A 24,240-nucleotide genomic window follows, 5' to 3' on the forward strand; every position below is an offset into this window, starting at 1 on the left:
GAGGGCGTTGCAGCGGGGTTGTCACTTAAGCGTATGGTCAACCTGACAACCCGGCGTCCTCAACGGGGAAGGAATAACCCCGCCATACTTACCGCCGCGCCATTTCGCGGGTTGCCACAACCGGAAGCGCACGGTCGAATTAAATTTAACGACACCGTACAGTGAGACGAACTTCGCCGTGCGCTTTCGTGTTGTGTGCCTGCTTTTAACCACGTCAGGCGAGGTGGTATCCTTAAAATCACCACAGTTTTAAGGATTCATTAAGCAATGTCGCAACCACCAATAAATCCGCTTAAGAACATGAAAATTGATTACTGGTATAAATCGCTTGCAGTTGTTGGCGCTGCGTTGTTTGTCTTTAATGGAACGTCTTTTTTCGACAGATATCCCGTTGTACCATTGGGTTTTTTGTCCTCCGGCATCTTTTTTATTGGTTTGGGAGAGTGGATTAACCACCCTCTCAAAGTGAGATTTATTGGTCCTGGAGTTTGGGCTCGTGGATATAACCGTTCTTCGTGCTCACTCGGTATCATCTTCGACATACTTGGTTGTTGCCTTATTGTTACAGGAGTCGTCAAGTTCTTCTGATGTAAAACCGCAAATGGGGCACGTAGAGGGAATTTTGAAAAGCGTTTCACCGGGTTTCATAACAAAATTTTCTGCGGTTTGATTTCGCTTCTCATATTTGTGCTCCGCATCATTGAGAGAGCACATTCTTATTCTGAGTGCCTGTTTAAATTCACTGAAGCTGAGTGCTTCTTCGCCTTCGGCAAGGCCTTCGAAGTATTCTTCGTAAGCCTTTTTCATGATTGTGTCGAAATCCATATCACTCGCCTGAGTTTCTTTCCAGCCAGCGACGGGCACCATTTTCGGTTTTAAACGTTTTGCTTTTGGTATACGTCATAGCGGTGAACGTACCGTCCTGGTTGGGAAACACACCGTATGCCAGAGATTCGTTGTTGCCAAGATTGATAGTATCCATGTGACCTCATTTCCCCTTAACGCCAGGGTAGCGGAACTGTTTGCTGAGAACACCGTGCGGTGTCTTGATGCAAACAAGATTAGCCATGACTAACAATTAGGTCAAGTGTTTTTGTTTGTTATGGCTAACATTTATGACAACAAAAAAGATAACACATTGATTGTGTTATCTTTTGTTTGTTCGTTGACGGGCTTTTAATAATTCTTCAAAGAGTTTGTTGAAATTTTTTACTCGGGCGCGCATCTCGGTGAGCTGAGCATCCTGTTCTGATTCAGGCAATGCATTAAAAAGCTCAAGGAGCTCGTGTTCTTTGGGGGATAAAGCAACTGGCTCCTCAATAGGTGGTGATGGCTGCTTGTCTTCATCGCCAAATAGAATCCATGTTGGCGAGCACTGCAGTACATTGCTGAGGGCAAAAAGATTCTTCCCTGTAGGTTCGCTATCATCCCGTTCCCATTGTGAAACCGATACATGAGAAATTTTCAGGGCTTTAGCAAGAGACCTTTGGGTGTATTTGAGGTTTTTTCGGCGATACCTAATGCGTTCGCCAATGGTTAAATTTTTTGTATCCATAGTTAGCTAATGCTAAATCTTATTGACTATGTTTTTGTTAACATCTATTTTGTTAGCCATGGCTAACAAGTAGGTGCTTTAAATGCTTAAAACTGACGCACTTTTGTATTTCGGTTCAAAAACAAAACTTGCACAAGCTGCTGGTATTCGTTTGGCTTCGCTTTATAGCTGGAAAGGGGAGCTAGTACCTGAAGGTCGCGCGATGCGCCTGCAAGAGGCATCTGGCGGGGAACTTCAGTACAACCCCAAGGTTTATGACGAATATCGTAAGGCAAAGCGGGCGGGGCGGTTGAACAATGAAAATCACCCCTGAACAGGTTTGTGAAGCCCTGGATGCCTGGGTATGCCGACCAGGAATGACACAGGAGCAGGCGACGATACTAATCACAGAAGCCTTCTGGGCTCTGAAAGAACGCCCGAGCATCGATGTTCAACGTGTCACGTTTGATGATGGCGCGGTTGATCAACGGGCGCTAGGCGTTAATCGGGTGAAGATATTCGAACGCTGGAAAGCTATCGATACCAGGGATAAGCGTGAAAAATTCACGGCGCTGATTCCGGCAATTATGGAGGCTATCCGGATAAGTGATTTCAGGTTGTATCGTGAAATTACTGACGGAAAAAGCATTACGTACATGATCGCCGGGTTAAACAAAGAATATGGCGATGTGGTGGAGTCAGGGCTGCTTTTTGCCGATCCAGCCGTTGTGGAACGTGAGACTGACGAGCTTATAGAAAAAGCCATTGCTTTCAAGCTTGCGTATCGACAGCAATATCAACAAAAAGCCGGATGGAATTATGAGCCTTCTTTTTGCTGAACGCCCACTGGTTATAAACACGCAGCTGGCGATGAAAATTGGCCTAAACGAAGCCATTGTATTGCAGCAGCTACATTACTGGTTGAGAGATACCAATTCTGGCATGGAATGTGATGGTGTTCGCTGGATTTATAACACAACGGAACAATGGCTGGAACAGTTCCCGTTCTGGTCAGAGTCAACGTTAAAGCGCGCGTTTGCAAGTCTGAAAACGCTGGGGCTTTTGCGTTGTGAAAAGCTCAATAAATCAAAGCGCGACATGACCAATTTCTACACGATCAACTACGGGAGCGAGCTTTTAGATGGTGGCAAATTGAGCGAATCCATCAGTTCAGAATGCGCCGCTCCATCAGGTCAAAATGACATGATGGAAGGGGTCAAAATGAAACGCTCCATTGGTTCAAAACGACCCAATGTCATCGGGTCAAAATGGCCCGATGATCCTACAGAGAATACAACAGAGATTACTACAGAGAATAAAAACACTTTTCGTCCGGAAGCTTCGCAACCGGACCTGCAGGCGGCTGAACAGGATTTTTTAACACGACACCCTGACGCGGTTGTGTTCAGTGCGAAAAAACGCCAGTGGGGTAGCCAGGAGGATCTGGCGTGTGCGCAGTGGATCTGGGGGCGGATTGTGGGTCTCTACGAACAGGCAGCTAGTGATGATGGCGAGATCATGCGGCCAAAAGAGCCTAACTGGACTGCCTGGGCCAATGACGTGCGCACAATGCGGATGCTGGATGGCAGAAGCCACAGACAAATTTGCGAAATGTTTGGTCGGGTTCAGCGAGATCCATTCTGGGTAAAAAACATCATGAGCCCGTCAAAGCTTCGCGAAAAATGGGATGAGCTGGTTATTCGCTTGGGGTGTTCGCCAATACAGCGTTGTGTGAATCATATTTCTGAACCGGATACCGAAATTCCACCTGGGTTCAGAGGGTAATTGTTGATTTCAGGTCATAAGGTAATTTTTAGGAGGACTTGTGGCAAAAGTATTTACACAAGAAGAGCGGGAAAAAATTAAGGGGCAGGTTGTTGAACTCGTGCGCCAGAGTGGGCGCGAGACGTTACGACAACTGGAAACCAAGACTGGTGCGACAAGATATTTAATGAGCGTTCTCGCAAGAGAGCTGGTCGCCAGTGGTGATGTATACAACTGTGGCTACGGGTTATTTCCCTCAGAACAGGCTCGTAAGGACTGGCAAAACGCCCGCAAAAAACTCTCGAGGACAAAGGCGAAGAAACCGGTTGTGGTTGATCCGGACCTTATCTGGTCATTACCAGGCGGAGAAATACGCCGCTACGACAGGCGTATGAACATAATCTGTCGCGAGTGTCGGAAGAGCGAGGTTATGCAGCGCGTGCTGGCGTTTTATCAGAGGAATTTTCAGGAGGCGGCGCAGTGAGCAGGATTGACTACCAGGAATTGGCTGCTGCTAACGCTTTCCTGGCGGATGTGCGGGCGGGGGCGTTTAACGACCTTTGCGCGGCGTTTGTCAGGCACGCAAAAATTGCAGGACTGGACGATGGCGATCTCGTTACGGTGAAAGAAGCGACTGATGCGCTGCTGCACTGTGCAGAACAGCTTCGGGAGGGATTCAAGCAATGAGTGAATCAAAATGCCGGGTTAATGGCAATCAGATAGAGCCGTGTGCGGCACTGGCAAGGTCCCTTGAGCATGATGCTGAATACACGACGCGAAAAGGTCTGCTGAAATACAAAATCTATAACAATGAATTAATTTACTCGCAAGACTTGATCATGCTGCGGTCAGGAGAGTTTTCTAAATCGCCGATTCGAATTTCATTTTGCCCGTTCTGTGGTGAAAGTCTGAAAACGTGGGAAGCGGAGGCAACCAGTGAGCAAAATTAACTACCAGGTACTACGTGAGATAGCAAAACAGGCAACACAGGGCGAATGGGTCGCATTTATTTCGACGGGTACTGGTACGTATGCGGTGCATACGCCCGGTGATAAACGATGTGAAGACGTTATCAAATGGACCGGCTTTGACGGACAGAAAAACGCAGAGAACAACGCTCGTTATATCGCAGCTTTCAACCCTGCAGTAGTGCAGGCACTGCTGGATGAGCGGGAAGCCCAAAGCAAACGCATTGCAGAGATGGAGACTAATCTTGCGGCGCTGGCAGCGGAGAATGCGAGACTGAAGGTGATGTGTGAGGACCGCCGCAGGTTCATCATGAAAGGAGTGCAACTGGGGTATATCAAGGTGCCAAAAGCGGAAACAGATCCGGACCTTGAGACAATTCGTATTGCTATATCACCACAAAAGCCCACTCCGGCCACCGATGCTTTTTTGGCTGAAGTAAGGGCGCAGGGGGTAGAGATGATGCGCGAACACCCATCAATCAAACTTTGCTCTTTGACGCACATATGTGATGAGTTAGCCGCCCAGCTTCGCAAAGGAGAGTTGCATATGATGTTTGACGCTGGCATTCACATCAAAGGAGAAGAGCATGGAAATAAAACCAGAAGATGAGTTAAGTAATATTGTTTTATTTCCGGTAAAAGAGGATGACCCGCGTAATCAGGTTAATTTTCTTTATGAACCATCGGAAAGACCATATTGCCATCATGCCTCTGTCCGGGTTGATGAAAAAGAGCGTCAGGTCCGGTGCAAAATCTGTGGTGCGGTTGTGGAGCCATTTGACTGGATGCTCTCTGTGGCGAAAAGAGAAACCAGGCTGGCAGATGATGTAAGGCTATTGCGTCAGGAGGAACAGGAAAGACGGAAAAATATAGAAAAGCTAATTCAGATTGAGCGTAACGCGAAAGCGCGGATACGCAGAGCGACAAAATCCAGAACTGAATAATTAAATTTAGTGCTGTAAATAAAATTTAATCCTTAACCGGAGGGATTTCTGCACCCTCAGAACATCAGGAGGCCGCCCGAAAGGGCGGTAATGAAAAATGACTGAATTAACAAAAGAACAATTAATCGAAGAGGCCAAATTAAAAATAGCGGTTGCGAAATGTTACCCCAATTCAGAGATGGCACGGGTAGAGTGCGAGTTATTCAAAATTGCACTGACATCACTGGAAGCAGACCCGGTGGCGTGGAAGGCAACCTTCACGCAAATTGACAATGAATATAATACGTTCACCGATATGTATTCTGACAAAGCAGAAGCCGAACAGTGGGTGCAGCTGCATAAACTGGGTGATTTTCGGTCAGAAATAACACCGCTTTACGCAGCCCCGCCAGCGACGGTAGTGCCGGATGAACGGGCTGCCTATGAGTTATTTATGGAGAAGCGTTTCGGGGATTCTGTAGATCGCCGCAGGGCAAAAAATGGCGGTAGCGAATACATGGCATGGGATATGGCGATTGGCTGGATTATCTGGTGTCACCGCGCCGCTATGTTTCAGGCCGGAAACTTTCGGGAAAATAATAATTCGTCAACCAGTTCCCCGGCAACTCCGGATGGTTGGATAAGCTGTAGTGATGCAGTTCCAGCGGAATACTGCGATGTGATTCTTTGCGATGATCTCGGGAATGTATTCCCCGGTTCCTGGGATAAGGTTTTTTGCCCCACTCGTGGCGGGAATAAGATGGCTTTTGTGGACGAAGACGGCGTCGAAGTAGAGAGCTCAACTCACTGGATGCCGCTACCGGAACCACCGCAGGAGGTGAACTGATGACCTAGCCTAAAGCATTCACAACAGTAGGAATTGCACTGGCGGTGGCGCTGGTGGTGTATTCGATTTGCCGCTGGGGATAAAAACGATTTGCGGGAGAAAGATAGTTAAGTAGAATTGCTGCGGGTGCTTGAGGCTGTCTGCCTCGGGCATGCCACTGTAAGGCAGACAGAGAAAAGCCCCAGTTAACATTACGCGTCCTGCAAGACGCTTAACATTAATCTGAGGCCATATCTATGACTTGCACACGTAGGTTAGCCTCTTACGTGCCGAAAGGCAAGGAGAAGCAGGCTATGAAGCAGCAAAAGGCGATGCTAATCGCCCTGATCGTCATCTGTTTAACCGTCATTGTGACGGCACTGGTAACGAGGAAAGACCTCTGCGAGGTACGAATCCGAACCGGACAGACGGAGGTCGCTGTCTTCACAGCTTACGAACCTGAGGAGTAAGAGACCCGGCGGGGGAGAAATCCCTCGCCACCTCTGATGTGTCAGGCATCCTCAACGCACCCGCACTTAACCCGCTTCGGCGGGTTTTGTTTTTCATGAATAAGGGAGATTAATGATTTTAACTGAAGTTATATTGCTCTGCTGTCCGAATAGTTAATTAATTTTCGATATGGTTGTATTTGTTGTTTTTAGTGTGTTTGTTTTTATTTTCTATTTTATTTTTTGCGATTGCTTCGAAATAAAGATTAATTAGAATTCCCCCGTTTTGAGTAGCGCGCAGGGAGAAGATGGATGGACCCCGAACAGGGGAGTGCTATTTATCTGGAAGGATTCTGAAGATGAAAATCGAAGAATTACGTGAATTTTTTAGTGAAAATGGCCTCTATGCTGTGCGCGTTGAGAATAGAACTATTGTCAGTCACTGCCGTATTAAATGTTTACAATCCCAACCAAGGAAGAGTGGGGCTGCGTTAATTTATTTTGTGGATGAGCTTCTGACGGACGGTTTTATTTTGCGCGAAAATGAATTTGTCACATCATTGCAGTCTCTGAAAGAAACCGTGCTTAAGGCTGGTTTTTCTACTTTTGAAGATGAGTGAATTCAACTACAATTCAGCGCAGGGCTGAACCCCTGTTGAGTAACACTGTGCCACCGGAGAAAGCCGATGGCGCAAAATTCCAGACCACACAATTCTGATAATCTCGCCGTCCTTGCCAGCAGGCTCGGGCGGCGTTCTCACGCATTCAAATCTGACTGGTTCCAGCATGACCCCTGCACTGAAGAACAGGCCGAATGGCTGATTCAGAACTACCGCAGACGTGGGTACGAGGTTCAGAAAGATCTCAGCCTCGATTATCGTCACTGGATAATCTCAGTCAGACTGCCTTACTCTGAACGCCCGCCGCGTCCGTCCCGCACATTCCAGCAACGGATCTGGAGGTAACGTGCGGGTATTACTTAGACCCGTTCTGGTGCCAGAACTTGGGCTGGCGCTCCTTAAGCCGGGCCGTGAATCCATGCAGGTATTTCATAATCCTCGAGTGCTGGTAGAGCCGGAACCGAAAAGCATGCGCAGTCTGCCGTCCGGAGTCGTTCCTGCCGTTCGCCAGCCGCTGGCGGAAGATAAATCATTACTGCCATTTTTCAGCGATGAGCGGGTGATTCGCGCTGCAGGCGGTGCTGGTGCACTGTCTGACTGGCTCCTGCGTCATGTTAAATCCTGCCAGTGGCCTCATGGTGACTACCATCACAGTGAAACCGTCATTCACCGTTACGGTGCTGGCGCGATGGTGTTGTGCTGGCACTGCGACAACCAGCTGCGCGACCAGACCTCCGAATCACTCGAGAAACTTGCTCATCAAAACCTGGCTGCATGGATGATTGACGTCATCCGTCACGCAATGAATGGAGCACAGGAGCGAGAATTATCGCTGGCTGAATTATCCTGGTGGGCGGTCTGTAATCAGGTGGTGGACGCATTACCGGAGGCAGTAATACGTCGTTCGCTGAGATTACCAGTGGAAAAAATCCGTTCCGTATATCGCGAAAGCGACATCGTACCGGGAGAGCAGAGAGCCACCAGCATACTGAAGCAGCGCACAAAAAATATTGCGTTACCGCCTCACGTCCACCAGCAACAGAGCCTGCCACAGGAAAAGACGGTGGTAAGCATCGCTGTTGATCCGGAGTCTCCAGAATCTTTCATGAAGCGACCAAAACGTCGCCGCTGGGTTAATGAAAAGTACACGCGCTGGGTTAAGGCGCAGCCGTGTGCGTGTTGTGGTAAGCCAGCCGACGATCCCCACCACCTGATAGGCCACGGTCAGGGCGGAATAGGGACAAAAGCCCACGATATTTTCACGCTACCGCTGTGCCGGGAGCATCACAACGAACTTCATGCTGATCCGCTGGCATTTGAAGAAAAGCATGGTTCCCAGATTGATTTAATTTTCCGTTTTCTTGATCACGCCTTTGCAACCGGCGTGCTTGGGTAAAAGAGGTTACTGATGCGTATAGAGTTTGTTTTGCCTTACCCGCCGACGGTGAACACCTACTGGCGACGTCGTGGCAGCACATATTTTGTATCAAAAGCCGGTGAGCGTTATCGCCGTGATGTGGCGCTTATTGTTCGTCAGCAGCGGCTGAAATTAAACCTGTCCGGAAGGCTGGCAATAAAGATTGTTGCAGAGCCACCGGATAAGCGCCGCCGCGACCTGGACAACATCCTGAAAGCACCACTGGATGCACTGACGCATGCGGGACTGCTTATCGATGACGAGCAGTTTGATGAAATTACTATTGTGCGTGGGCTGCCTGTTCTTGGTGGGCGACTGGGTGTGAAGATTTTCGAAATTACAGGTGATAACGATGATGCGTGATATTCAGATGGTCCTTGAGCGTTGGGGGGCGTGGGTTGCAAATAATTATGAAGATGTGGCCTGGCCTACTATTGCGGCAGGATTCAAAGGGCTTATTCCTTCAAAAGTCAAATCACGACCACAATGTAGTGATGACGATGCAATGATTATTTGTGGATGTATGGCCCGCCTTAAGAAAAATAATAATAGATTACATGATCTGTTGGTCGACTATTACGTTGCTGGAATGACATTCATGAGACTGGCAGAGAAACATGGGTGTTCTGATACTTGTATTGGTAAACGATTGCAAAAAGCAGAAGGCGTTATTGATGGTATGTTAATGATGCTGGATGTTTCTCTTGAGATGGATTTGGCTGTGTCGGTTTGACTTGTATCATTTTTTTATTCGGAATGAATGGAGAGAATAAAAAAGTTCTCGTAATACATTAAGCAAGGTGGATATGTTTAGAACGTCAATTTTTTTAACATTGGTGATTTGTTTGTTTTTTTCTTCTTTTTCTGATGCAAAGCGGAGATATAAAAGATCGTACCATCGTTCACATACACATCATTATCATAGATATAATAATGCAAGTAAGGATGAGTCTCATTCAGCTAGAGGGGTCGATTATTTTGGGGCAGTCGATGGAGCGAATATAAAGCAGAGTGAGGAGCAAGAATCTACCATTCAAAAGAAAAGAACAAATAAGGTGAACAACAAAATATCGCGCATAAAAAACAATCAACCTGATGTGCGAGCGAAAAACACGCATCAAGAGAAAAAAAGTGGGCCGACTTGTGCACCTCTGCATATGGCGCATCAGCCGGGGTATACGAATTTGCCAATATGTGCGGACGGACAATATTAACCAACTCAAAAGTATTTACGATCGTAAAAATTTAGATACCCTGTTAAGAGTGGTTGCTTCGCCACGCAGCTTAAACCCGCCGCCAAGCGGGTTTTTTTATACCTGAAAAAGGCACAGGACGTTAAACGCGCTGGTGGTTGCGAATACCTGTCTTTCAGCTTGCTGTCTTTTTAGACAAGAGTTATTGGTATGTCACGTTAACCAGAAAATGGAAAAAGACATGCTAAAACAGCAGGATATGACCGAAACCGCCAGAGTGGTGTTTAATGAATTAAGCGTCACCGAACCGGCGACCGTCGGGGAAATTGCGCAGAATACTTACCTTTCACGCGAACGCTGCCAGTTAATACTGACCCAGCTTGTTATGGCGGGTCTGGCAGATTATCAGTTCGGTTGTTACAGACGCCTTCCGCAGTGAAGGTTTTTTAATTTGTGGTAATGGGCGGCTGGTGGGTGTTAGCGGAACCTGCCAGCCATCTGCTCATGCGTTGGGGTCACAAGCAAACCTCAGGCCCATCTGCTTTGCGCAAAAGCGGTATGAGCCTATCAGAGAAGTGCTTATTGATCTATGGTTGATACTGTAAAAATATCCAGTTGTGAATTAATCAACGCTAATTGCCTGGAATTTATCCAGACTTTACCGGAAAACTCTGTCGATCTGATAGTCACAGACCCGCCATACTTTAAAGTGAAGCCCGAAGGCTGGGATAACCAGTGGAAGGGCGACGATGATTACCTGAAATGGCTGGACCAGTGTCTGGCGCAGTTCTGGCGGGTACTGAAACCTGCCGGAAGTCTTTATCTGTTCTGTGGGCATCGCCTAGCATCTGATATCGAAATCATGATGCGTGAACGTTTTAATGTGTTGAACCACATTATCTGGGCGAAACCGTCCGGACGCTGGAACGGGTGCAATAAGGAAAGCCTGCGGGCGTATTTCCCGGCAACAGAGCGCATTCTGTTTGCTGAACATTATCAGGGGCCATATCAACCCAAAAATGACGGCTACGCGACAAAGGGTCGCGAGCTTAAACAGCACGTCATGGCCCCGCTGATTTCTTACTTTCGTGATGCACGTGAATCACTGGGGATAACGTCGAAACAGATAGCGGAAGCTACCGGAAAGAAAAATATGGCTTCGCACTGGTTTGGTGCCAGTCAGTGGCAGTTACCGAACGAGGATGATTACAGAAAACTGCAGGCGTTGTTTGCGCGTGTTGCAGCAGAAAAACATCAACGCGGTGAACTGGAAAAGCCACACCACCAGTTGGTCAGCACATACAGTGAACTGAACCGGCAATATGTCAGTCTGCTGGATGAGTACAAATCCCTGCGGCGTTATTTTTCCGTATCGGCTGCCGTTCCTTATACGGATGTCTGGACGCACAAGCCAGTGCAGTATTACCCCGGCAAACATCCCTGTGAAAAACCGGCGGATATGTTGCGTCAGATAATTACTGCCAGCAGTCGTCCCGGTGATTTGGTTGCGGATTTTTTCATGGGTTCAGGCTCAACAATAAAAGCGGCATTGTCGTTGGGGAGGAAAGCGGTTGGGGTGGAGCTTGAGGAAAACAGATTTAAACAGACTGTTAATGAAATTGATTTGAGTGTTTAATTTTTTATTTCTGAAATTTCAACAGAGCAAAAATAAAAGATATAATTACTAATCCGGAGATTATTTTCGGATTATTTCAGTTGAGGTGTTTTTTTTATTCGTTATTATACGCCGCGGTTCTGAGGGGAACTCCTCTTCAAGGTGGTATCGCTCCCCCGAGGAACCAATGCCGACTTAGCTCAGCAGGCAGAGCAACTGACTTGTAATCAGTAGGTCACCAGTTCGATTCCGGTAGTCGGCACCATATGCGGGTATCGTATAATGGCTATTACCTCAGCTCAACCTTCCAGGCTGATGATGCGGGTTCGATTCCCGCGACCCGCTCCAGAGAAACAAGCCTTATTGTATCGTGGCACTGGCGTATTTTTTTGTTACGTGGGGGCTGGTTGTTTTTAAAAGACATTCTGTTTTCTGGCTATGATTTGAGGTCGGTTGTAGTCACAGTGCTGTTTTTTTACAACAACGGAATGGTGCATTATCGGTGGAGGTTTTGTATTTCCTGGCAGGGCCGATGATGCACTATCCCGGTGTTGTAAATAACACTAAAGAGGTGTTCCTCAGTGCGAGGGTGGTTTATATAGTGGTTTAGCGGGGAATCACAATATCTGTTGTAGGGATGGATATTTCGGGAGGCACCCGACACCTCGATTCTTATTACAATAAAATGATTTATCTCATGCATTGACCAACCGCCTCCACCGGGCGGTTTTTTTTATTCTGAATTCAGTTTCTTCATGGCTTGCTACGGCGGGCCTTTTTTATTTCCGCGCCACGCCCGGCGCACATCAAAACCACAGAGCCTTTCAGGGGTGAACTTACGGGATGGTCAGTGTGACTTTCTCTGTGGGCTGGTCACCCCCGGGCGCAGGCTCACCCACTAAAAGGAAACGTCACGATGTTTGGTATTTTCAAAAAGAAAACCCGCAAAGCCATTACTGAAGTAAAGAAAATGGAGAACCGCGATGCAGTGGAGGCGACTGTCTGGGGTGCGTATTCCATTGCATTCGCCGACGGTACTTGTGATGCGAAAGAAATCGCGGTACTGGAGAAAACCATTGCAGCACTTCCTGCCTTTGCGCCGTTCTCCGGTGAGATTGCCCAGATGAGTGCCAATATCCGCGCCCGTTATGAAGCGTCACCGCGTTCTGCCAATGCCGAAGCCCTTCGTCAGCTGGCTGATGTTGCCGGTACTGATGACGCAGTTAATGTGCTGTGCCTGTGTCTGGATATTGCTGACCAGGATGGCATTGGTCCGGAGGAGGAGACACAGCTCAAGAAAATTGCGCAGGCGCTGCAGCTACCACTGGAGCAGTATCTGTGAAAAGTGCGCGCCTTGTGCTGGCTGCCATCCTGCTGTTTCTGGTAGTGGTGGTGGATTTCACCGGACGGCTGATGTCGGTACTGGCAGATGGTGTGCTGGTGGCAATGGCGCTGGTCGTGCTCCGGCCTTTACTGCGTAAATCTGAATAACACCACACAAAAGGCGTCTGCGGGCGCCTTTGATTGGGTGCTGTTTTTTTACGGGCCGCTGGTGGCCCTTTTTTATTTACAGGAGAAAAAGTATGTCTGAACCCTTGTCCGGTTCCGGTACGGCTGCGGCGCTCGGTGGGGCGACGGTATTCGGGCTGTTTACCGGAACGGATTTCGGGATTGTGTTTGGTGCATTTGCGGGAGCGTTGTTTGTGGCAACGATGCCGCAGTCACTTTCAGCCTGGCGTGTGGCTGCGCATTTTCTGGTGTCGTTCATTGTCGGCGTGCTGGGGGCACGTGTGCTGTCAGCTTGGATTGCATCAAAAACAGGTTATGACGGTACATCTGCGGATGCACTTTGTGCAGTGCTGGTGTCAGTGGTGTCGGTGAAGATTCTGTCGTTCATCCACCAGCAGGATATTGCATCACTGGTGTCCGGTCTGTTCTCCCGCCTGCGGGGCGGAGGAGGCGGCAAATGTTAAGTAACCTTCCCGGATTGCTGAACGTGGCGTTATGCATGGTTATCGTGCTGACGCTCTTTTTTTATCGACGTAAAGATTCCACGCATAAACCGCTGATGTCATGGCTGGCCTGGCTGCTGATGCTGCTTTATGCCATTGCGCCACTCAGCTATCTGTGTGGTCGCCCGTTAGCAACGGGCTGGCTGGACGTATTTTTTAATCTGTTGTTCTGCGTACTGGTAATACGTGCACGCGGGAACGTCACAAGAATCTTTCCATTGTTGAGGTGAGTATGTCGGGTAAATTCAGATTCAGCCGTCGCAGTGAAAAAAATCTGGAGGGCATCAAACCACAGCTGGTTGCTGTCGTTCGCCGTGCGCTGGAGCTGACGGAGGTTGATTTTGGTATTACGGAAGGCCTGCGCAGTAAGTATCGCCAGAAACAGCTGGTCGCGGAAGGAAAAAGTCAGACCATGAACAGCCGCCACCTGACGGGTGATGCGGTGGATGTTGTGGCCTACGTTGGCAGCCAGGTGTCATGGGACTGGCCTCTGTACGAGAAAATCGCGCAGGCATTTAAGCAGGCTGCCGCAGAGCTGGGAACTGCCATCGAATGGGGCGGGGACTGGAAAACACTGAAAGACGGACCTCACTTTCAGTTGAAACGATAAGCAAAACAAAACCCCGGCTGCTGGAACAGTCCGGGGTTTTTAGTTTTCACGCCATGAAAAGGAACAACAAGTTGCAAAACAGCATGAGGTGAGGAAATTGTGAACAGTGAGTGCGGAGAAAATCCTCGTGGGAAAGTATAAAAGATTCTTTTTGAGGTTGTCCATTATGAGAGGCATAGAAGTTGAAACTCCCGCGAGCCTTGATCTGACAAGGGCTGCAGCCTTTGCAATTCGCCTTGTGGCGATCGCTGTTCTGATTTGGGCTGTGCGTTGGTGGTGACATGAGTCGAAGACACTGGACACACAGAATGCCGCGAACGGCGGCGAAATGGGCACTGGTAGTGATACTGGTGCCTTTTTTATTGGTGGGATGCGCCAGCCTGGATAAGGCGCGCCAGCTTTTCGATACAGCTTCTCAGGTCTGTGAAATTGTCGACGTTGTTCGGCTGTGTCTGCAGAACTGATCGCCTGTAAGAGCAGAATATTTTGCTGAAAAATGAAGGGCGCGTCTACGTCCGGAAAGCATGAAATTCTGTGGTTGTGGCTACTCAATAAAATAAATTCTTTCTGTCGCCGCGAATACTCAAATGTTGATCAGTGCCCGGTGCGGCGACGGGCTTCGATATCAGGATACGATGATGGAAAAAACAGAAAACAAACCGATTGTAATTGGTGCTGATGTTGCTCCGTTTAAGTTTGAGTTGTCTCAACTGGTGGAGATGCGCATCAGTGATGAATGGGGTGAGGTTAAAGCCCGCGCGCAGTATGCGGATGGCGAAAACCAGTACTTGATCCACTACAAAGCAGCTGATGGTCGAGCCACGACGGAGTGGTTTGGTGAGTCAATGCTGGAAGCAACAGAAGATGATCGTCATCCTGGTTGTCCGGTATTTGCCTGCATGAAATTACCGGAAGGAGCAGTTGTTACTGAGTAACAGGTATTACAGCAGCCCTTCAGTGAGGGGCTGCGATAATGCAGGTGTTGGAATGTGTGTAAATGATAATTACTCCCATTTTTACGGGTCCTTTCCAGAATCTGAAACACCGGGGGGATGCGGACGCGCAGAAATCGCCAAATTTTTGCATTTTCATTCGTCATCATCATCTTGTTAACTACATGATATTTATTGTTAATTTAGTTCTTCTATGTCGAAATTGGTGTTTTTTTATTCGACAACATAAAACTCGTCGTGACCTTGGTTTTTTATGTGTCTGGTGAATTATGGATCGTGAACTGAAGAATCTTGCACTCAACATCAGTCAGGTAGCTGCTCTGTCTGGGTTACACCGACAAACGGTGTCTGAAAGGTTAAAAAAAATTAAAACCACGGGTGGGCACGACAAACTTAAGTTGTACAAACTCACTGATATTCTGGCTGAGTTATTGAAGTTGCCACCGCCTGTCGCTGAAGGGGAAATGGATCCCCATGACCGAAAAGCCTGGTATCAGTCAGAACGGGAACGTCTGAAATTCGAACAGGAGGTCGGAGAACTGATCCCTGCGTCTGATGTCGCCCGTGAATTTGCTGAAATGGCAAAGGCTATGGTGCAGGTTCTGGAAACCCTCCCCGATATTCTTGAACGCGATTGCGCTCTTGAGCCTTCGGCTGTCATGCGGGTGCAAAGCATTATTGATGATCTGCGTGACGAAATTGCGCGGCGGGTGGCAGATGACAGCAAACAGGAAGATACAGAGGAGGAAAATCAGGAGGACGAATAATGCCTGTGCAGGCGACCGCCAGATCGTTGAAACTGGATACGGGCCAGTTAATTAAAGCGCCGCGCAGAATGCCTGTTGCCGAAGCGGTACAAAAATTTATGCGAGTCCCTACATCTGGTGGCAACTCTGTTCCGTGGGATCCGATGGTTGCGCCGTATGTGATTGACCCCATGAACTGCCTGTCGTCCCGTGAGTTTGATGCGGTTGTTTTTGTTGGCCCTGCCCGTACGGGTAAGACTAACGGCCTGATTGATGGCTGGGTGGTTTATAACATTGTCTGCGATCCGTCGGACTTTTTGCTGGTGCAGATGACGCAGGATAAGGCGCAGGAGCACTCCAAAAAGCGCCTGGCAAGAACATTTCGTTGCAGCCCGGAGGTCAGAAAACGCCTCAGCCCACGCCGTAACGATAACAACGTTCATGACAAATATTTTCTGTCAGGCAGCTTTCTGAAAATCGGCTGGCCTTCCATCAATGTCATGTCATCCTCTGATTTTAAATGTGTTGCGCTGACTGATTACGACCGATTTCCTGAAGATATCGATGGCGAAGGTGATGGTTTCTCCCTGGCTTCAAAACGTACCACCACATTTATGTCAGCTGGTATGACGCTGGTGGAGAGTTCCCCTGGACGTGAGATCACAAACAGCAAATGGCGCAGAACGTCACCGCATGAGGCCCCGCCCACCACGGGGATCCTTTCTCTGTATAACCGTGGCGATCGTCGTCGCTGGTACTGGCCCTGTCCGGATTGTGGTGATTATTTTCAGCCATCAATGGAGGCTATGACGGGATATCGTGACAATCCTGATCCTGTAAAAGCCAGTGAAGCGGCTCATATATTGTGTCCGCATTGTGGCAGTCAAATCACTGCAGATATGAAACGTGAACTGAATGGTCGCGGCGTCTGGTTGCGTGAAGGTGAGCAGATTGACAGAGAAGGGAATGTTACCGGAACGCCACGTCATTCAAGGATAGCCAGCTTCTGGATGGAAGGGCCGGCTGCTGCGTATCAGACCTGGGCGCAACTGGTTTACAAACTACTGACTGCTGAGCAGGAATATGAAGCCACAGGCAGTGAGGAAACGCTGAAGGCGGTGATTAACACCGACTGGGGATTACCTTATTTGCCTCGTTCCGCAATGGAGTTGCGCAGTGCAGATGTTCTGATGCAGCGGGCTGAGGATTACGGTAAGCGCCTGGTACCGCCGAAAGTGCGTTTTCTTATTGCGGCGGTGGACGTGCAGGGCGGGAAGAACCGACGGTTTGTGGTGCAGATTATTGGTTATGGCGAGGACGGTGAACGCTGGCTGGTGGACCGTTATAACATCCGACAGTCATTGCGCTGCGATGAAAATGGCGAAGCATTACCTGTGCATCCCGGGGCTTATCCTGAAGACTGGCAGTTGCTGGTCACCGATATACTAGAGAAAACGTATCCGCTCCAGTCCGATCCGGCCCGCAGAATGCCTGTACTGGCAATGGCGGTGGACAGTGGTGGTGAAGACGGGGTGACGGATAACGCCTATAAATTCTGGCGAAAATGTCGTCAGGATGGAGTGGGGAGACGGGTTTTTTTGGTAAAGGGAGACAGCACGAAACGCCAGAAAATTATCACCATCACACACCCGGATAATACCGGGCGAAGCGATCGCCGTGCGGATGCTCAGGGAAAGGTGCCGGTATATCTCCTGCAGACAGACCTGCTGAAAGATCAACTAAGCAATAACCTGCAACGTGAAATGCCCGGACCGGGCTACATTCATTTTCCTGACTGGCTCGGGGAGTGGTTTTATGAAGAGTTGACCTATGAGGAACGCGGTGCTGACGGGAAATGGCGCAAGCCGGGAAAAGGGAATAACGAAGCGTTTGACCTTTTTTGCTATGCACATGCCGTCGCCATTCTGCGTGGCTATGAAAAAATCCGTGACTGGAGCAACCCTCCCCAGTGGGCAAGAGGGCAGGATGCTGACGCGGGGGCTTCGGCAGACAGACGTTCTTCCGGCACAGTGGACAAGAAAAACGTTGCCGGCAGAGATGAGCGGCAAAAAGCAGCGTCGCCGGAAGCGTTATCCGGAAACTGGTTATCACTACCCCGAAACGGAGGATGGTTGTGAAAAAAGATGAGATTTTCCAGATGCTGGTTATCGTGCGTCAGGCATACAGGGATTCCCTGGATGGTAAAAGTGTGTCTTTTACCGGGGTGAATGGCAGAGCGATCACCAACCATGATCCTGTTGCATTGCGCAGGGAGCTTGAATACTGGGAAAAACGCTGGGCGGCGGCCTGCCAGCCCACAAGGAAACCGTACAAACTCGCCCGTTTCTCCTGAGGTTTTTTATGGGTTTTTTTGATAAAGCACTTGGCGCAATTGCGCCAGGGTGGGCAGTTTCGCGCGCCAGAAACAAAATGCTGCTGAGAGCTTATGAGGCGGCGCAGCCTTCACGCCTGAATAAAGCCCGGCGTGAGAGTCGTTCTGCCGATACAGCAGTTTTTTCTGCCGGCACTTCGTTAAGGGAGCAGGCCAGGGCGCTGGATGAAGATCATGATATCGTGATTGGTCTGCTGGATAAGCTGGAAGAGCGGGTTATTGGTGCGCAGGGGATCCAGGTTGAACCACAACCACTGAGAAGCGATGGCACCCTGCATGAATTGCTGGCAGAGCAGATCTCGGCATTGTGGTCTGAATGGTCTGTTCGCCCTGAGGTCACGGGGATGTTCACCCGCCCGGAGGCCGAACGGATGGCATTGCGATCTGCTTTGCGTGATGGCGAGATGTTCGTACAACTGGTGCGTGGTCCTGTCGCCGGTCTGAATCATTCCACTGTGGTGCCATTATCACTGGAACTTCTCGAAGCAGATTTTGTTCCGGTCAGTCTGAACACGAACGCGGGTCAGCAAGTCCGTCAGGGCATTATTCTTAACAACTGGGGGCGGCCTGTAGGGTATCGGGTTTATAAATACCATCCTGCAAATATGCGTGGATTCAGCGCCGATCTCAAAACTGTTCACGCAGACAGCATGCTTCATCTGGCGATGCGGAAACGGCTTCATCAGGTGAGAGGTGTCAGCCTGTTACATGGTGTGATTCGCCGGATTGCTGATCTGAAAGATTACGAAGAATCAGAGCGTGTGGCTGCCCGTATTGCTGCCGCGCTGGGGTTCTACATTAAGCGTGGTGATGCCGCCAGCTTTCCTACGGATAACGACTGGACACCCACAGAACAAAAACCCCGGTATTTTGATATTTCGCCGGGCATGATTTTTGACGAACTGGCGCCGGGTGAAGATCTGGGGATGGTGGAGTCGAATCGTCCGAATGTTCATCTTTATGAATTCCGGAACGGGCAGTTGCGTGCTGTGGCTGCCGGAACCCGTGGCAGTTATTCCAGTATTGCTCGTGACTATAACGGCTCCTACAGTTCGCAGCGTCAGGAGCTGGTGGAAGGTTACGAAGGCTATGGGGTTTTACAGCAGTGGTTTGTCGGTCAGTACAGCCGCCCGGTGTACCGGGCATGGCTGGAGCAGGCGATACCTTTTCTTGAAATTCCTCCTGATGTGGATATGTCCACGCTTTTCAATGCCACTTATCTTGGGCCGGTGATGCCGTGGATTGATCCGGTGAAGGAGGCTGCAGCATGGCGGGCCATTCTTCGCGGTGGTGCCGGGACGGAGGCCGAGTGGATACGTGCCCGTGGGCAGTCACCGCAGGAGGTCAAACGTCAGCGACTGCGTGAAACTGAATTTAACCGGGAAAACGGGCTGGTGTTCGATTCTGACGCCGCTAACGATAAAGGAGTGCTCCCTGATGCAGCAAATGATAAACCCGCGTCTTCGCGGGACGATGATTAATCCCCGCGCCAGCCTTGCGGGGGTGGATGCCGCTAATGGTCAGTGCTGGTACGAAATCCGGGCACAGGCTGCCGGGCGGGTGGAAATTTACCTCTATGACGTGATTGGTGGATGGGGCATCACCGCGCAGCAGTTTATTGCTGACTGTAAAAATGCGGGGGTGTTTGAGGCCAGCGCCATTGATCTGCATATCCACAGCCCGGGCGGTGATGTGATGCAGGGTTTTGCCATCTTTAACACGCTGTCACGTCTGAAAGCGAAGGTGGATATCTGGGTGGATGGGGTTGCTGCCAGCATGGCCTCCATGATTGTTTGTCTGCCCGGCGCCACAGTGCATATGCCCGAAAACGCCTGGCTGATGATACACAAGCCGTGGGGTGGGATCGCCGGCGATTCTGATGATATGCGTGATTATGCCGACTGGCTGGATCGCAACGAGGCGCTGATGCTGTCAGCCTACATGAATAAAACCGGACTCGGGCAGGAGGAGCTGGAAGTCATGCTGAAAGCAGAAACCTGGCTGAACGGTGCTGAAGCCGTGGAAAAAGGCTTCGCTGATACGCTTGAACCAGAATTACAGGCTGCGGCCTGTGTGAACCAAAATAAACTGAAGGATTACCATAACATGCCAAAACAGCTTAACACGCTTTTTGCTCCGCGTGCAGAAACGACGAACGGACAGCAGCAGGAACCGAAAGCAGGTTCGCAAGATGCACAACAGACCGCAACTCAGCAGGCGTCATCAACCGGAAATGTGGATATCAGCGCAATTGCTTCGCAGGTTCAGCAACAACTGATGGCAGCCAATGCGGAACGTGTGCAGGCTGTAACTGCTGTTTTTGCCTCTTTCCCGTCTTATGCCGCACTGAAAGCGGAGTGTCTGAACGACATGACCTGTACGGAAGCACAGGCCCGTGAAAAACTTTTGCATGCGCTGGCAGTCGGAACGACACCAAGTGCAGGCCCGGGCGCTGTTCATATTCATGCCGGGAACGGTAATCTGGTCGGCGATTCCATTCGTGCGGCTGTGATGGCACGCGCCGGATATGCCGAAGCAGAAAAAGATAATGCTTATAACGGTTTTACTCTGCGCGAGCTGGCGCGTGCTTCGCTGGTTGATCGCGGTATTGGTATCTCAGGTCATTCCGCACCGATGGCGATGGTTGGGCTGGCATTTACTCACAGCAGCAGCGATTTCGGCAATATCCTGATGGATGTGGCTCATAAAGCTGCGTTGCAGGGCTGGGATGATGCCAGCGAAAATTTTGACAAATGGACCCGCAAGGGAACGCTGACTGATTTTAAAACCGCGCATCGTGTCGGGCTGGAAACTTTCCCGACGCTACGAAAAGTATTGCCGGGGGCTGAATATAAATATGTGACCCTGAAAGATCGTGGCGAACCGATTGCACTGGCGACGTATGGCGAATTGTTCAGCATTGATCGCCAGACCATCATCAATGATGACCTGGATATGCTGACCCGTATTCCGATGGCAATGGGGGCGGCAGCGCGTACTACCGTGGGTGATCTGGTCTGGGCCGTGCTGACCAGCAATCCGAAAATGTCGGATGGTAAACCGCTGTTCCATGCAGATCATGGCAACCTGGTGACTGCCGATTTGTCTATTGAGGGGCTGGATTCCGGGCGTAAAGCTATGCTGCTCCAGAAATCGGGTGACCGTCGTCTGAACATTCGTCCTGCTTTTATGCTGACGCCTGTTGCCATTGAGTCGCGTGCCAATCAGTTGATTAAGTCTGCCAGCGTGCCCGGTGCAGATGCGAACAGCGGCATTATTAACCCGATTCAGAATTTTTCCACGGTTCTGTCAGAGGCCCGTCTTGATGACAGCAGCCAGACGGATTATTACCTGGTGGCAGCGCAGGGGCGTGACACGATTGAAGTGGCTTACCTCGACGGTATTGATACGCCGTATCTGGAGCAGCAACAGGGCTTTACGGTTGATGGTGCAGCATTCAAGGTGCGCATTGATGCCGGAGTGGCACCGCTTGACTGGCGTGGCATGGTCAAAGTGAAAAAACAGTAAATAACCGCCGGACAGGGCGGTTTTTTTATGGCTGAAGCGGCGTACCAGGCGCCGCATTTACCGGAGAAGAAAATGTCAAAAAATTTTGTTCAGGACGGAAAAAACGTCGACTGGCTGAATGGGACCGGAAAGGTAGTGTCATCTGGCGATCTGGTTGTTCAGGATAATCTTATTGGTGTTGCTCATGCTGATATTCCGGACGGAGATGTGGGCATTCTGCATACGACGGGAGTTTTCTCTTTGCCTAAAGAGGCAGAGGCGTTGACGCAAGGCAAGCTGGTGTATTTCAAAGCGGATACGGCAACACTGACAGCAACGAAATCAGGTAATACGCTGGTGGGTACCGTCTGGTGTAACGCTGAAACCAGTGATGCCACTGTGTGTGTACGTCTGGGGTACTGATGAACAGGTTTCGACGCCTGCTTACAAACGCGGATGCCCGGGTAACCCGGGCATTTGCTGAAGAGATACCCGCATACCTGTTCCTCCGGGACGGAGATAAACGGCCTGTAAGCGTGATATTCGAATCGCCGGATGCGACCGTCGGGATCCGTGATGGTGGTGAAATTAATGATCATGCGCCAGCCTTCAGTGCCATGACAGCAGATATTTCCGGGTTAATGAAACGTGATCAGGTGGAAATTAATGCTGATATTTTTCACGTGACGCATATTGGCGCTGATGAGGAAGGGCGTACACGGGTTACTCTTGCGCGGGGAGAACCCGGAAGAAGTACACCTGCCGCCCCTGTCCGACCGAGTAAACGTTATGGCAGTCAGAGAGCATGAACGAAGCAGTGCCCGGCAGCGACGGCTGGCACGAAACCTCGTCGTCGATATTGATGAAGATGAGGTGCTGAAAATTATCGCTAAACTGGGCGGTTCAAAAAGCCAGATCCGTAAAGCCTGGGGCGTGGCACTGAAAAGAGCTTCGTCTGCACTGCGGATGAAGGCTATGGCAGAGTTTAAAAAACAGGTTGCCCCACGCAGTCAGAAAATGATCAAAAAGCGTGTTCTGCATAATTTTGTCATTCGTCGTAACGGTGATGAGTTTGATGAGGCGAAGGTGTGGTTTGGTCTGAATGCCATCAAAGTACGTGATCTGCGCGGACGCATCAGTGGGGGACGACGCGGCGAACGTCATCAGTTGCGCGATGAGCGGGGACGTTTTGCACCAGCTTCCCACCGCAGGAAGGCGCGGGAGATCCGTTTTAAACCTTCCGGGGAATCCCTGCCTGTCACCACCTGGTCAACGGATGATGCCTTCATCAACCAGTTCGAAACGGAAAATCGTAACGGACGTATATCAAAAAGGAAAACGATACTGGTCCGACAGGCATCCGGACGGCGGAGGGTGCGTGAAGCGGAAATTGATATTTATGAAGCCATGCTGAACCGTATAGAGGATTTTGTTTTTCCGGATGCGGAAGCACTGATCCTGAAAAATTTTGAGCATGAACTGAAATTCCGGGTATTTAAGGGGCTGGAGTGATGGAGCCATTGATGATGGGAGCCTGGCATCAGGCGGTGATTGACAGTCTGAAACAAATTCCCTGGGTGGAAGATGCTGATGAATACCCGGAAAAAGTGACGCAACTGGTGACGCCTGCCGTGTTTGTGGATGTACCTGGCTGGGACAAGACTCAGTTTGCCGACGGGCAGACGCGGGTCACGCTGAAATGTGATCTGTTTGTGGTGACAGACCGGGCCGGAAAGACGGAAAACGTGCCAAAACCGCAGATTTTTGCCCGTTGCCTGGCGATGGATTTGTCTGACTGGATTGAGGGGGCCACGTTCGGGCTGGATAACGTTGATCCGGCTGTTTTTATTGATGCAGAGGTGGATACCTTCGACCGGCTTCTGGATGACTACATCGTTTTCCGTGTTTCTTTCGAACAGGATATTCCTGTCGGGGAAGATCCGTTCGCGGTTCCGGCAGGTGCGCCATTACAGGAAGTCTGGCTGGGGAAAGTACCGGAAACTGGCAAGAGACATGAGCGGGATTATCGTCTTATCTGGAAAACCGAGGGCACCGGCAATGAGTCTGGCGGATGAAGTGGCAGAGTTACGCCGCAGGGTGGCGGATATGGTGCGGCGTGGGGTGGTGGAGGAAGTGATACCGGGTAGTCCGGTGATGGTTCGGGTGGATATCGGGGATGTGCTTTCGCCGCCGTTACCCTGGATTCAGGTGCAGTCCGGGCGCTACATGCAGGTCAGTAATTATCCGGCTCCCGGCGATGCCGTTACGGTGATATCGGAGGCGGGCGATCTGCGTAACGGTCGGGTGTATCCGGGGGCCAATATTGACGCTATCCCTGTCCCTGAGGGCAGTAAATACGAACATGTTATTTTGTTTGATACCGGAACGGAAATCCGTTACGACCGTAAGGCTAATGCCCTGTCCATCACGCTGGCTGAAGGCGGTAGCTATAAAATTACCGGCAAGGGAACCCTGGACGGTCCGGTAGAAATCACAGACACCCTGACCGTACATGGTAAAGCAACCATGAATACTGAAGCGGTAGTTAAGGCGGATCTGACGGTCGGTGGTGAGGTTTCTGATCATTACGGAACGATGAGTCAAATCCGGCTTGTCTATAACGGTCACAATCACCGGGGCGACAGTGGTGGCAGCACCGGACAGCCTGGTCAGCAAATGTAATCTCCTTTTCAGTTTTTTTTCCGGAATAA

At 50.0% G+C, this 24,240-nt stretch carries 38 protein-coding genes, 2 tRNA genes and 1 pseudogene; 38 read left to right on the plus strand and 3 right to left on the minus strand.

What is annotated here, in order from left to right; translation table 11 throughout:
* Positions 1-723 precede the first annotated feature (723 nt).
* The 3 genes and pseudogenes from ydfB to FEK47_RS05685 form a co-directional block, all read right to left on the minus strand.
* Positions 724-825: pseudogene (gene ydfB / locus FEK47_RS25650) on the minus strand (protein YdfB); the annotation flags it as partial.
* A gap of 1 nt (position 826) precedes the next feature.
* Positions 827-982: a DUF1391 family protein gene (locus FEK47_RS05680; RefSeq protein WP_135486283.1), complete on the minus strand. Its 156-nt coding sequence runs from the start codon at positions 980-982 to the stop codon at positions 827-829.
* 165 nt (positions 983-1,147) lie between these two features.
* Positions 1,148-1,555, minus strand: coding sequence for a helix-turn-helix domain-containing protein (locus FEK47_RS05685; RefSeq protein WP_001585633.1), 408 nt, complete (start codon positions 1,553-1,555; stop codon positions 1,148-1,150).
* A gap of 82 nt (positions 1,556-1,637) precedes the next feature.
* Between FEK47_RS05685 and dicC the strand changes: the two genes are divergently transcribed.
* From dicC to FEK47_RS05875, 38 genes are all read left to right on the plus strand, one after another.
* Complete coding sequence (dicC, locus tag FEK47_RS05690; protein WP_135486282.1) at positions 1,638-1,868, plus strand: dicB transcriptional regulator DicC; 231 nt, start codon at positions 1,638-1,640, stop codon at positions 1,866-1,868.
* Positions 1,852-2,373, plus strand: coding sequence for a toxin YdaT family protein (locus tag FEK47_RS05695; protein WP_135486281.1), 522 nt, complete (start codon positions 1,852-1,854; stop codon positions 2,371-2,373). Before dicC ends, FEK47_RS05695 begins: the two co-directional genes overlap by 17 nt.
* A complete protein-coding gene (locus FEK47_RS05700) occupies positions 2,354-3,319 on the plus strand; it encodes a hypothetical protein (protein WP_135486280.1) in 966 nt (321 codons plus the stop codon). Before FEK47_RS05695 ends, FEK47_RS05700 begins: the two co-directional genes overlap by 20 nt.
* A gap of 40 nt (positions 3,320-3,359) precedes the next feature.
* Complete coding sequence (locus FEK47_RS05705) at positions 3,360-3,782, plus strand: DUF977 family protein (RefSeq protein WP_135486279.1); 423 nt, start codon at positions 3,360-3,362, stop codon at positions 3,780-3,782.
* Complete coding sequence (locus FEK47_RS05710; RefSeq protein ID WP_135409910.1) at positions 3,779-3,985, plus strand: hypothetical protein; 207 nt, start codon at positions 3,779-3,781, stop codon at positions 3,983-3,985. Before FEK47_RS05705 ends, FEK47_RS05710 begins: the two co-directional genes overlap by 4 nt.
* Positions 3,982-4,248, plus strand: coding sequence for a hypothetical protein (locus FEK47_RS05715; RefSeq protein WP_135486278.1), 267 nt, complete (start codon positions 3,982-3,984; stop codon positions 4,246-4,248). Before FEK47_RS05710 ends, FEK47_RS05715 begins: the two co-directional genes overlap by 4 nt.
* Positions 4,235-4,876, plus strand: a complete 642-nt coding sequence (locus tag FEK47_RS05720) for an ead/Ea22-like family protein (protein WP_135486277.1) — start codon at positions 4,235-4,237, stop codon at positions 4,874-4,876. Before FEK47_RS05715 ends, FEK47_RS05720 begins: the two co-directional genes overlap by 14 nt.
* Positions 4,854-5,210 carry a hypothetical protein gene (locus tag FEK47_RS05725; protein ID WP_000403783.1) on the plus strand — a complete coding sequence of 119 codons (357 nt, stop codon included), beginning with the start codon at positions 4,854-4,856 and terminating at the stop codon, positions 5,208-5,210. The genes FEK47_RS05720 and FEK47_RS05725 overlap by 23 nt, the downstream gene beginning before the upstream one ends.
* 97 nt (positions 5,211-5,307) lie before the next feature.
* Positions 5,308-6,036: a DUF551 domain-containing protein gene (locus FEK47_RS25350; protein ID WP_135486276.1), complete on the plus strand. Its 729-nt coding sequence runs from the start codon at positions 5,308-5,310 to the stop codon at positions 6,034-6,036.
* Positions 6,037-6,329: 293 nt separating this feature from the next.
* A complete protein-coding gene (gene hokD / locus FEK47_RS05735) occupies positions 6,330-6,485 on the plus strand; it encodes a type I toxin-antitoxin system toxin HokD (RefSeq protein WP_000813254.1) in 156 nt (51 codons plus the stop codon).
* 338 nt (positions 6,486-6,823) lie between these two features.
* Positions 6,824-7,084: a hypothetical protein gene (locus tag FEK47_RS05740; RefSeq protein ID WP_135486275.1), complete on the plus strand. Its 261-nt coding sequence runs from the start codon at positions 6,824-6,826 to the stop codon at positions 7,082-7,084.
* 66 nt (positions 7,085-7,150) lie between these two features.
* A complete protein-coding gene (locus tag FEK47_RS05745) occupies positions 7,151-7,429 on the plus strand; it encodes a hypothetical protein (protein WP_135486274.1) in 279 nt (92 codons plus the stop codon).
* A 1-nt stretch (position 7,430) separates the two neighbouring features.
* Complete coding sequence (locus FEK47_RS05750) at positions 7,431-8,480, plus strand: DUF968 domain-containing protein (RefSeq protein WP_135486273.1); 1,050 nt, start codon at positions 7,431-7,433, stop codon at positions 8,478-8,480.
* A 12-nt stretch (positions 8,481-8,492) separates the two neighbouring features.
* The gene (locus FEK47_RS05755) at positions 8,493-8,864 is read left to right on the plus strand and encodes a RusA family crossover junction endodeoxyribonuclease (protein WP_135486272.1); all 372 of its coding nucleotides are present in this window, start codon (positions 8,493-8,495) and stop codon (positions 8,862-8,864) included.
* Positions 8,857-9,234: an antiterminator Q family protein gene (locus FEK47_RS05760; protein WP_135486343.1), complete on the plus strand. Its 378-nt coding sequence runs from the start codon at positions 8,857-8,859 to the stop codon at positions 9,232-9,234. Before FEK47_RS05755 ends, FEK47_RS05760 begins: the two co-directional genes overlap by 8 nt.
* 73 nt (positions 9,235-9,307) lie before the next feature.
* Positions 9,308-9,715: a hypothetical protein gene (locus FEK47_RS05765; protein ID WP_205948676.1), complete on the plus strand. Its 408-nt coding sequence runs from the start codon at positions 9,308-9,310 to the stop codon at positions 9,713-9,715.
* A gap of 220 nt (positions 9,716-9,935) precedes the next feature.
* Positions 9,936-10,133, plus strand: coding sequence for a hypothetical protein (locus FEK47_RS05770; protein ID WP_000917767.1), 198 nt, complete (start codon positions 9,936-9,938; stop codon positions 10,131-10,133).
* Positions 10,134-10,283: 150 nt separating this feature from the next.
* Entirely contained in the window at positions 10,284-11,330 is a 1,047-nt protein-coding gene (locus FEK47_RS05775; protein ID WP_135486270.1) for a site-specific DNA-methyltransferase, read from the plus strand.
* A 168-nt stretch (positions 11,331-11,498) separates the two neighbouring features.
* A tRNA-Thr gene (locus tag FEK47_RS05780) sits at positions 11,499-11,574 on the plus strand.
* Between the two features lie 3 nt (positions 11,575-11,577).
* Positions 11,578-11,657 (plus strand) — tRNA-Leu (locus FEK47_RS05785).
* Positions 11,658-12,225: 568 nt separating this feature from the next.
* Positions 12,226-12,651: a tellurite resistance TerB family protein gene (locus FEK47_RS05790; protein WP_135486269.1), complete on the plus strand. Its 426-nt coding sequence runs from the start codon at positions 12,226-12,228 to the stop codon at positions 12,649-12,651.
* Entirely contained in the window at positions 12,648-12,800 is a 153-nt protein-coding gene (locus FEK47_RS05795; RefSeq protein ID WP_000833649.1) for a DUF3927 family protein, read from the plus strand. The genes FEK47_RS05790 and FEK47_RS05795 overlap by 4 nt, the downstream gene beginning before the upstream one ends.
* A 92-nt stretch (positions 12,801-12,892) precedes the next feature.
* Positions 12,893-13,282, plus strand: a complete 390-nt coding sequence (locus FEK47_RS05800) for a putative holin (protein ID WP_135486268.1) — start codon at positions 12,893-12,895, stop codon at positions 13,280-13,282.
* On the plus strand, positions 13,276-13,551 hold the full coding sequence (locus FEK47_RS05805; RefSeq protein WP_135486267.1) for a phage holin family protein: 276 nt from the start codon (positions 13,276-13,278) through the stop codon (positions 13,549-13,551). The genes FEK47_RS05800 and FEK47_RS05805 overlap by 7 nt, the downstream gene beginning before the upstream one ends.
* A gap of 2 nt (positions 13,552-13,553) precedes the next feature.
* A complete protein-coding gene (locus tag FEK47_RS05810; protein ID WP_135486266.1) occupies positions 13,554-13,931 on the plus strand; it encodes a M15 family metallopeptidase in 378 nt (125 codons plus the stop codon).
* Positions 13,932-14,097: 166 nt separating this feature from the next.
* Positions 14,098-14,211: a hypothetical protein gene (locus FEK47_RS05815; protein ID WP_135486342.1), complete on the plus strand. Its 114-nt coding sequence runs from the start codon at positions 14,098-14,100 to the stop codon at positions 14,209-14,211.
* Between the two features lie 28 nt (positions 14,212-14,239).
* Complete coding sequence (locus FEK47_RS25060) at positions 14,240-14,395, plus strand: hypothetical protein (protein WP_167854637.1); 156 nt, start codon at positions 14,240-14,242, stop codon at positions 14,393-14,395.
* A gap of 174 nt (positions 14,396-14,569) precedes the next feature.
* The gene (locus FEK47_RS05820; RefSeq protein WP_135486341.1) at positions 14,570-14,866 is read left to right on the plus strand and encodes a hypothetical protein; all 297 of its coding nucleotides are present in this window, start codon (positions 14,570-14,572) and stop codon (positions 14,864-14,866) included.
* A 287-nt stretch (positions 14,867-15,153) separates the two neighbouring features.
* On the plus strand, positions 15,154-15,651 hold the full coding sequence (locus FEK47_RS05830; protein ID WP_000373396.1) for a DUF1441 family protein: 498 nt from the start codon (positions 15,154-15,156) through the stop codon (positions 15,649-15,651).
* The gene (locus tag FEK47_RS05835) at positions 15,651-17,768 is read left to right on the plus strand and encodes a phage terminase large subunit family protein (protein WP_138183137.1); all 2,118 of its coding nucleotides are present in this window, start codon (positions 15,651-15,653) and stop codon (positions 17,766-17,768) included. The genes FEK47_RS05830 and FEK47_RS05835 overlap by 1 nt, the downstream gene beginning before the upstream one ends.
* Complete coding sequence (locus FEK47_RS05840) at positions 17,759-17,983, plus strand: hypothetical protein (RefSeq protein WP_000260557.1); 225 nt, start codon at positions 17,759-17,761, stop codon at positions 17,981-17,983. Before FEK47_RS05835 ends, FEK47_RS05840 begins: the two co-directional genes overlap by 10 nt.
* An 8-nt stretch (positions 17,984-17,991) precedes the next feature.
* The gene (locus tag FEK47_RS05845) at positions 17,992-19,503 is read left to right on the plus strand and encodes a phage portal protein (RefSeq protein WP_135486264.1); all 1,512 of its coding nucleotides are present in this window, start codon (positions 17,992-17,994) and stop codon (positions 19,501-19,503) included.
* The gene (locus FEK47_RS05850; protein ID WP_135486263.1) at positions 19,460-21,550 is read left to right on the plus strand and encodes a ClpP-like prohead protease/major capsid protein fusion protein; all 2,091 of its coding nucleotides are present in this window, start codon (positions 19,460-19,462) and stop codon (positions 21,548-21,550) included. The genes FEK47_RS05845 and FEK47_RS05850 overlap by 44 nt, the downstream gene beginning before the upstream one ends.
* Before the next feature lie 72 nt (positions 21,551-21,622).
* Complete coding sequence (locus tag FEK47_RS05855) at positions 21,623-21,952, plus strand: DUF2190 family protein (RefSeq protein WP_240727680.1); 330 nt, start codon at positions 21,623-21,625, stop codon at positions 21,950-21,952.
* Positions 21,952-22,338, plus strand: coding sequence for a head-tail joining protein (locus FEK47_RS05860; protein ID WP_135486261.1), 387 nt, complete (start codon positions 21,952-21,954; stop codon positions 22,336-22,338). Before FEK47_RS05855 ends, FEK47_RS05860 begins: the two co-directional genes overlap by 1 nt.
* On the plus strand, positions 22,319-23,041 hold the full coding sequence (locus FEK47_RS05865) for a hypothetical protein (RefSeq protein WP_129541814.1): 723 nt from the start codon (positions 22,319-22,321) through the stop codon (positions 23,039-23,041). The genes FEK47_RS05860 and FEK47_RS05865 overlap by 20 nt, the downstream gene beginning before the upstream one ends.
* An 11-nt stretch (positions 23,042-23,052) precedes the next feature.
* A complete protein-coding gene (locus FEK47_RS05870) occupies positions 23,053-23,604 on the plus strand; it encodes a hypothetical protein (RefSeq protein ID WP_129542085.1) in 552 nt (183 codons plus the stop codon).
* Positions 23,588-24,211 carry a phage baseplate assembly protein V gene (locus FEK47_RS05875; RefSeq protein WP_135486260.1) on the plus strand — a complete coding sequence of 208 codons (624 nt, stop codon included), beginning with the start codon at positions 23,588-23,590 and terminating at the stop codon, positions 24,209-24,211. Before FEK47_RS05870 ends, FEK47_RS05875 begins: the two co-directional genes overlap by 17 nt.
* Positions 24,212-24,240: the final 29 nt, after the last annotated feature.

This window comes from Escherichia sp. E3659, from assembly GCF_005781135.1.
Classification (GTDB): Bacteria; Pseudomonadota; Gammaproteobacteria; order Enterobacterales; family Enterobacteriaceae; genus Escherichia.

Excerpts from the sequence above, each read along its gene's own strand:
- FEK47_RS05805 (WP_135486267.1), top strand. The coding sequence starts at position 13,276 with ATGTTAAGTAACCTTCCCGGATTGCTGAACGTGGCGTTATGCATGGTT.
- FEK47_RS05835 (WP_138183137.1), top strand. The coding sequence starts at position 15,651 with ATGCCTGTGCAGGCGACCGCCAGATCGTTGAAACTGGATACGGGCCAG.
- FEK47_RS25060 (WP_167854637.1), top strand. The coding sequence starts at position 14,240 with ATGCCGCGAACGGCGGCGAAATGGGCACTGGTAGTGATACTGGTGCCT.
- FEK47_RS05775 (WP_135486270.1), top strand. The coding sequence starts at position 10,284 with ATGGTTGATACTGTAAAAATATCCAGTTGTGAATTAATCAACGCTAAT.
- FEK47_RS05845 (WP_135486264.1), top strand. The coding sequence starts at position 17,992 with ATGGGTTTTTTTGATAAAGCACTTGGCGCAATTGCGCCAGGGTGGGCA.
- FEK47_RS05760 (WP_135486343.1), top strand. The coding sequence starts at position 8,857 with ATGCGTGATATTCAGATGGTCCTTGAGCGTTGGGGGGCGTGGGTTGCA.
- FEK47_RS05700 (WP_135486280.1), top strand. The coding sequence starts at position 2,354 with ATGAGCCTTCTTTTTGCTGAACGCCCACTGGTTATAAACACGCAGCTG.
- FEK47_RS05685 (WP_001585633.1), bottom strand. The coding sequence starts at position 1,555 with ATGGATACAAAAAATTTAACCATTGGCGAACGCATTAGGTATCGCCGA.
- FEK47_RS05745 (WP_135486274.1), top strand. The coding sequence starts at position 7,151 with ATGGCGCAAAATTCCAGACCACACAATTCTGATAATCTCGCCGTCCTT.
- FEK47_RS05770 (WP_000917767.1), top strand. The coding sequence starts at position 9,936 with ATGCTAAAACAGCAGGATATGACCGAAACCGCCAGAGTGGTGTTTAAT.
- FEK47_RS05755 (WP_135486272.1), top strand. The coding sequence starts at position 8,493 with ATGCGTATAGAGTTTGTTTTGCCTTACCCGCCGACGGTGAACACCTAC.
- FEK47_RS05725 (WP_000403783.1), top strand. The coding sequence starts at position 4,854 with ATGGAAATAAAACCAGAAGATGAGTTAAGTAATATTGTTTTATTTCCG.
- FEK47_RS05820 (WP_135486341.1), top strand. The coding sequence starts at position 14,570 with ATGGAAAAAACAGAAAACAAACCGATTGTAATTGGTGCTGATGTTGCT.
- FEK47_RS05740 (WP_135486275.1), top strand. The coding sequence starts at position 6,824 with ATGAAAATCGAAGAATTACGTGAATTTTTTAGTGAAAATGGCCTCTAT.
- FEK47_RS05860 (WP_135486261.1), top strand. The coding sequence starts at position 21,952 with ATGAACAGGTTTCGACGCCTGCTTACAAACGCGGATGCCCGGGTAACC.
- FEK47_RS05680 (WP_135486283.1), bottom strand. The coding sequence starts at position 982 with ATGGATACTATCAATCTTGGCAACAACGAATCTCTGGCATACGGTGTG.
- FEK47_RS25350 (WP_135486276.1), top strand. The coding sequence starts at position 5,308 with ATGACTGAATTAACAAAAGAACAATTAATCGAAGAGGCCAAATTAAAA.
- FEK47_RS05715 (WP_135486278.1), top strand. The coding sequence starts at position 3,982 with ATGAGTGAATCAAAATGCCGGGTTAATGGCAATCAGATAGAGCCGTGT.
- FEK47_RS05855 (WP_240727680.1), top strand. The coding sequence starts at position 21,623 with ATGTCAAAAAATTTTGTTCAGGACGGAAAAAACGTCGACTGGCTGAAT.
- FEK47_RS05865 (WP_129541814.1), top strand. The coding sequence starts at position 22,319 with ATGGCAGTCAGAGAGCATGAACGAAGCAGTGCCCGGCAGCGACGGCTG.
- dicC (WP_135486282.1), top strand. The coding sequence starts at position 1,638 with ATGCTTAAAACTGACGCACTTTTGTATTTCGGTTCAAAAACAAAACTT.
- FEK47_RS05850 (WP_135486263.1), top strand. The coding sequence starts at position 19,460 with ATGCAGCAAATGATAAACCCGCGTCTTCGCGGGACGATGATTAATCCC.
- FEK47_RS05815 (WP_135486342.1), top strand. The coding sequence starts at position 14,098 with ATGAGAGGCATAGAAGTTGAAACTCCCGCGAGCCTTGATCTGACAAGG.
- FEK47_RS05840 (WP_000260557.1), top strand. The coding sequence starts at position 17,759 with ATGGTTGTGAAAAAAGATGAGATTTTCCAGATGCTGGTTATCGTGCGT.
- FEK47_RS05870 (WP_129542085.1), top strand. The coding sequence starts at position 23,053 with ATGATGGGAGCCTGGCATCAGGCGGTGATTGACAGTCTGAAACAAATT.
- hokD (WP_000813254.1), top strand. The coding sequence starts at position 6,330 with ATGAAGCAGCAAAAGGCGATGCTAATCGCCCTGATCGTCATCTGTTTA.
- FEK47_RS05810 (WP_135486266.1), top strand. The coding sequence starts at position 13,554 with ATGTCGGGTAAATTCAGATTCAGCCGTCGCAGTGAAAAAAATCTGGAG.
- FEK47_RS05875 (WP_135486260.1), top strand. The coding sequence starts at position 23,588 with ATGAGTCTGGCGGATGAAGTGGCAGAGTTACGCCGCAGGGTGGCGGAT.
- FEK47_RS05790 (WP_135486269.1), top strand. The coding sequence starts at position 12,226 with ATGTTTGGTATTTTCAAAAAGAAAACCCGCAAAGCCATTACTGAAGTA.
- FEK47_RS05830 (WP_000373396.1), top strand. The coding sequence starts at position 15,154 with ATGGATCGTGAACTGAAGAATCTTGCACTCAACATCAGTCAGGTAGCT.
- FEK47_RS05765 (WP_205948676.1), top strand. The coding sequence starts at position 9,308 with ATGTTTAGAACGTCAATTTTTTTAACATTGGTGATTTGTTTGTTTTTT.
- FEK47_RS05800 (WP_135486268.1), top strand. The coding sequence starts at position 12,893 with ATGTCTGAACCCTTGTCCGGTTCCGGTACGGCTGCGGCGCTCGGTGGG.
- FEK47_RS05695 (WP_135486281.1), top strand. The coding sequence starts at position 1,852 with ATGAAAATCACCCCTGAACAGGTTTGTGAAGCCCTGGATGCCTGGGTA.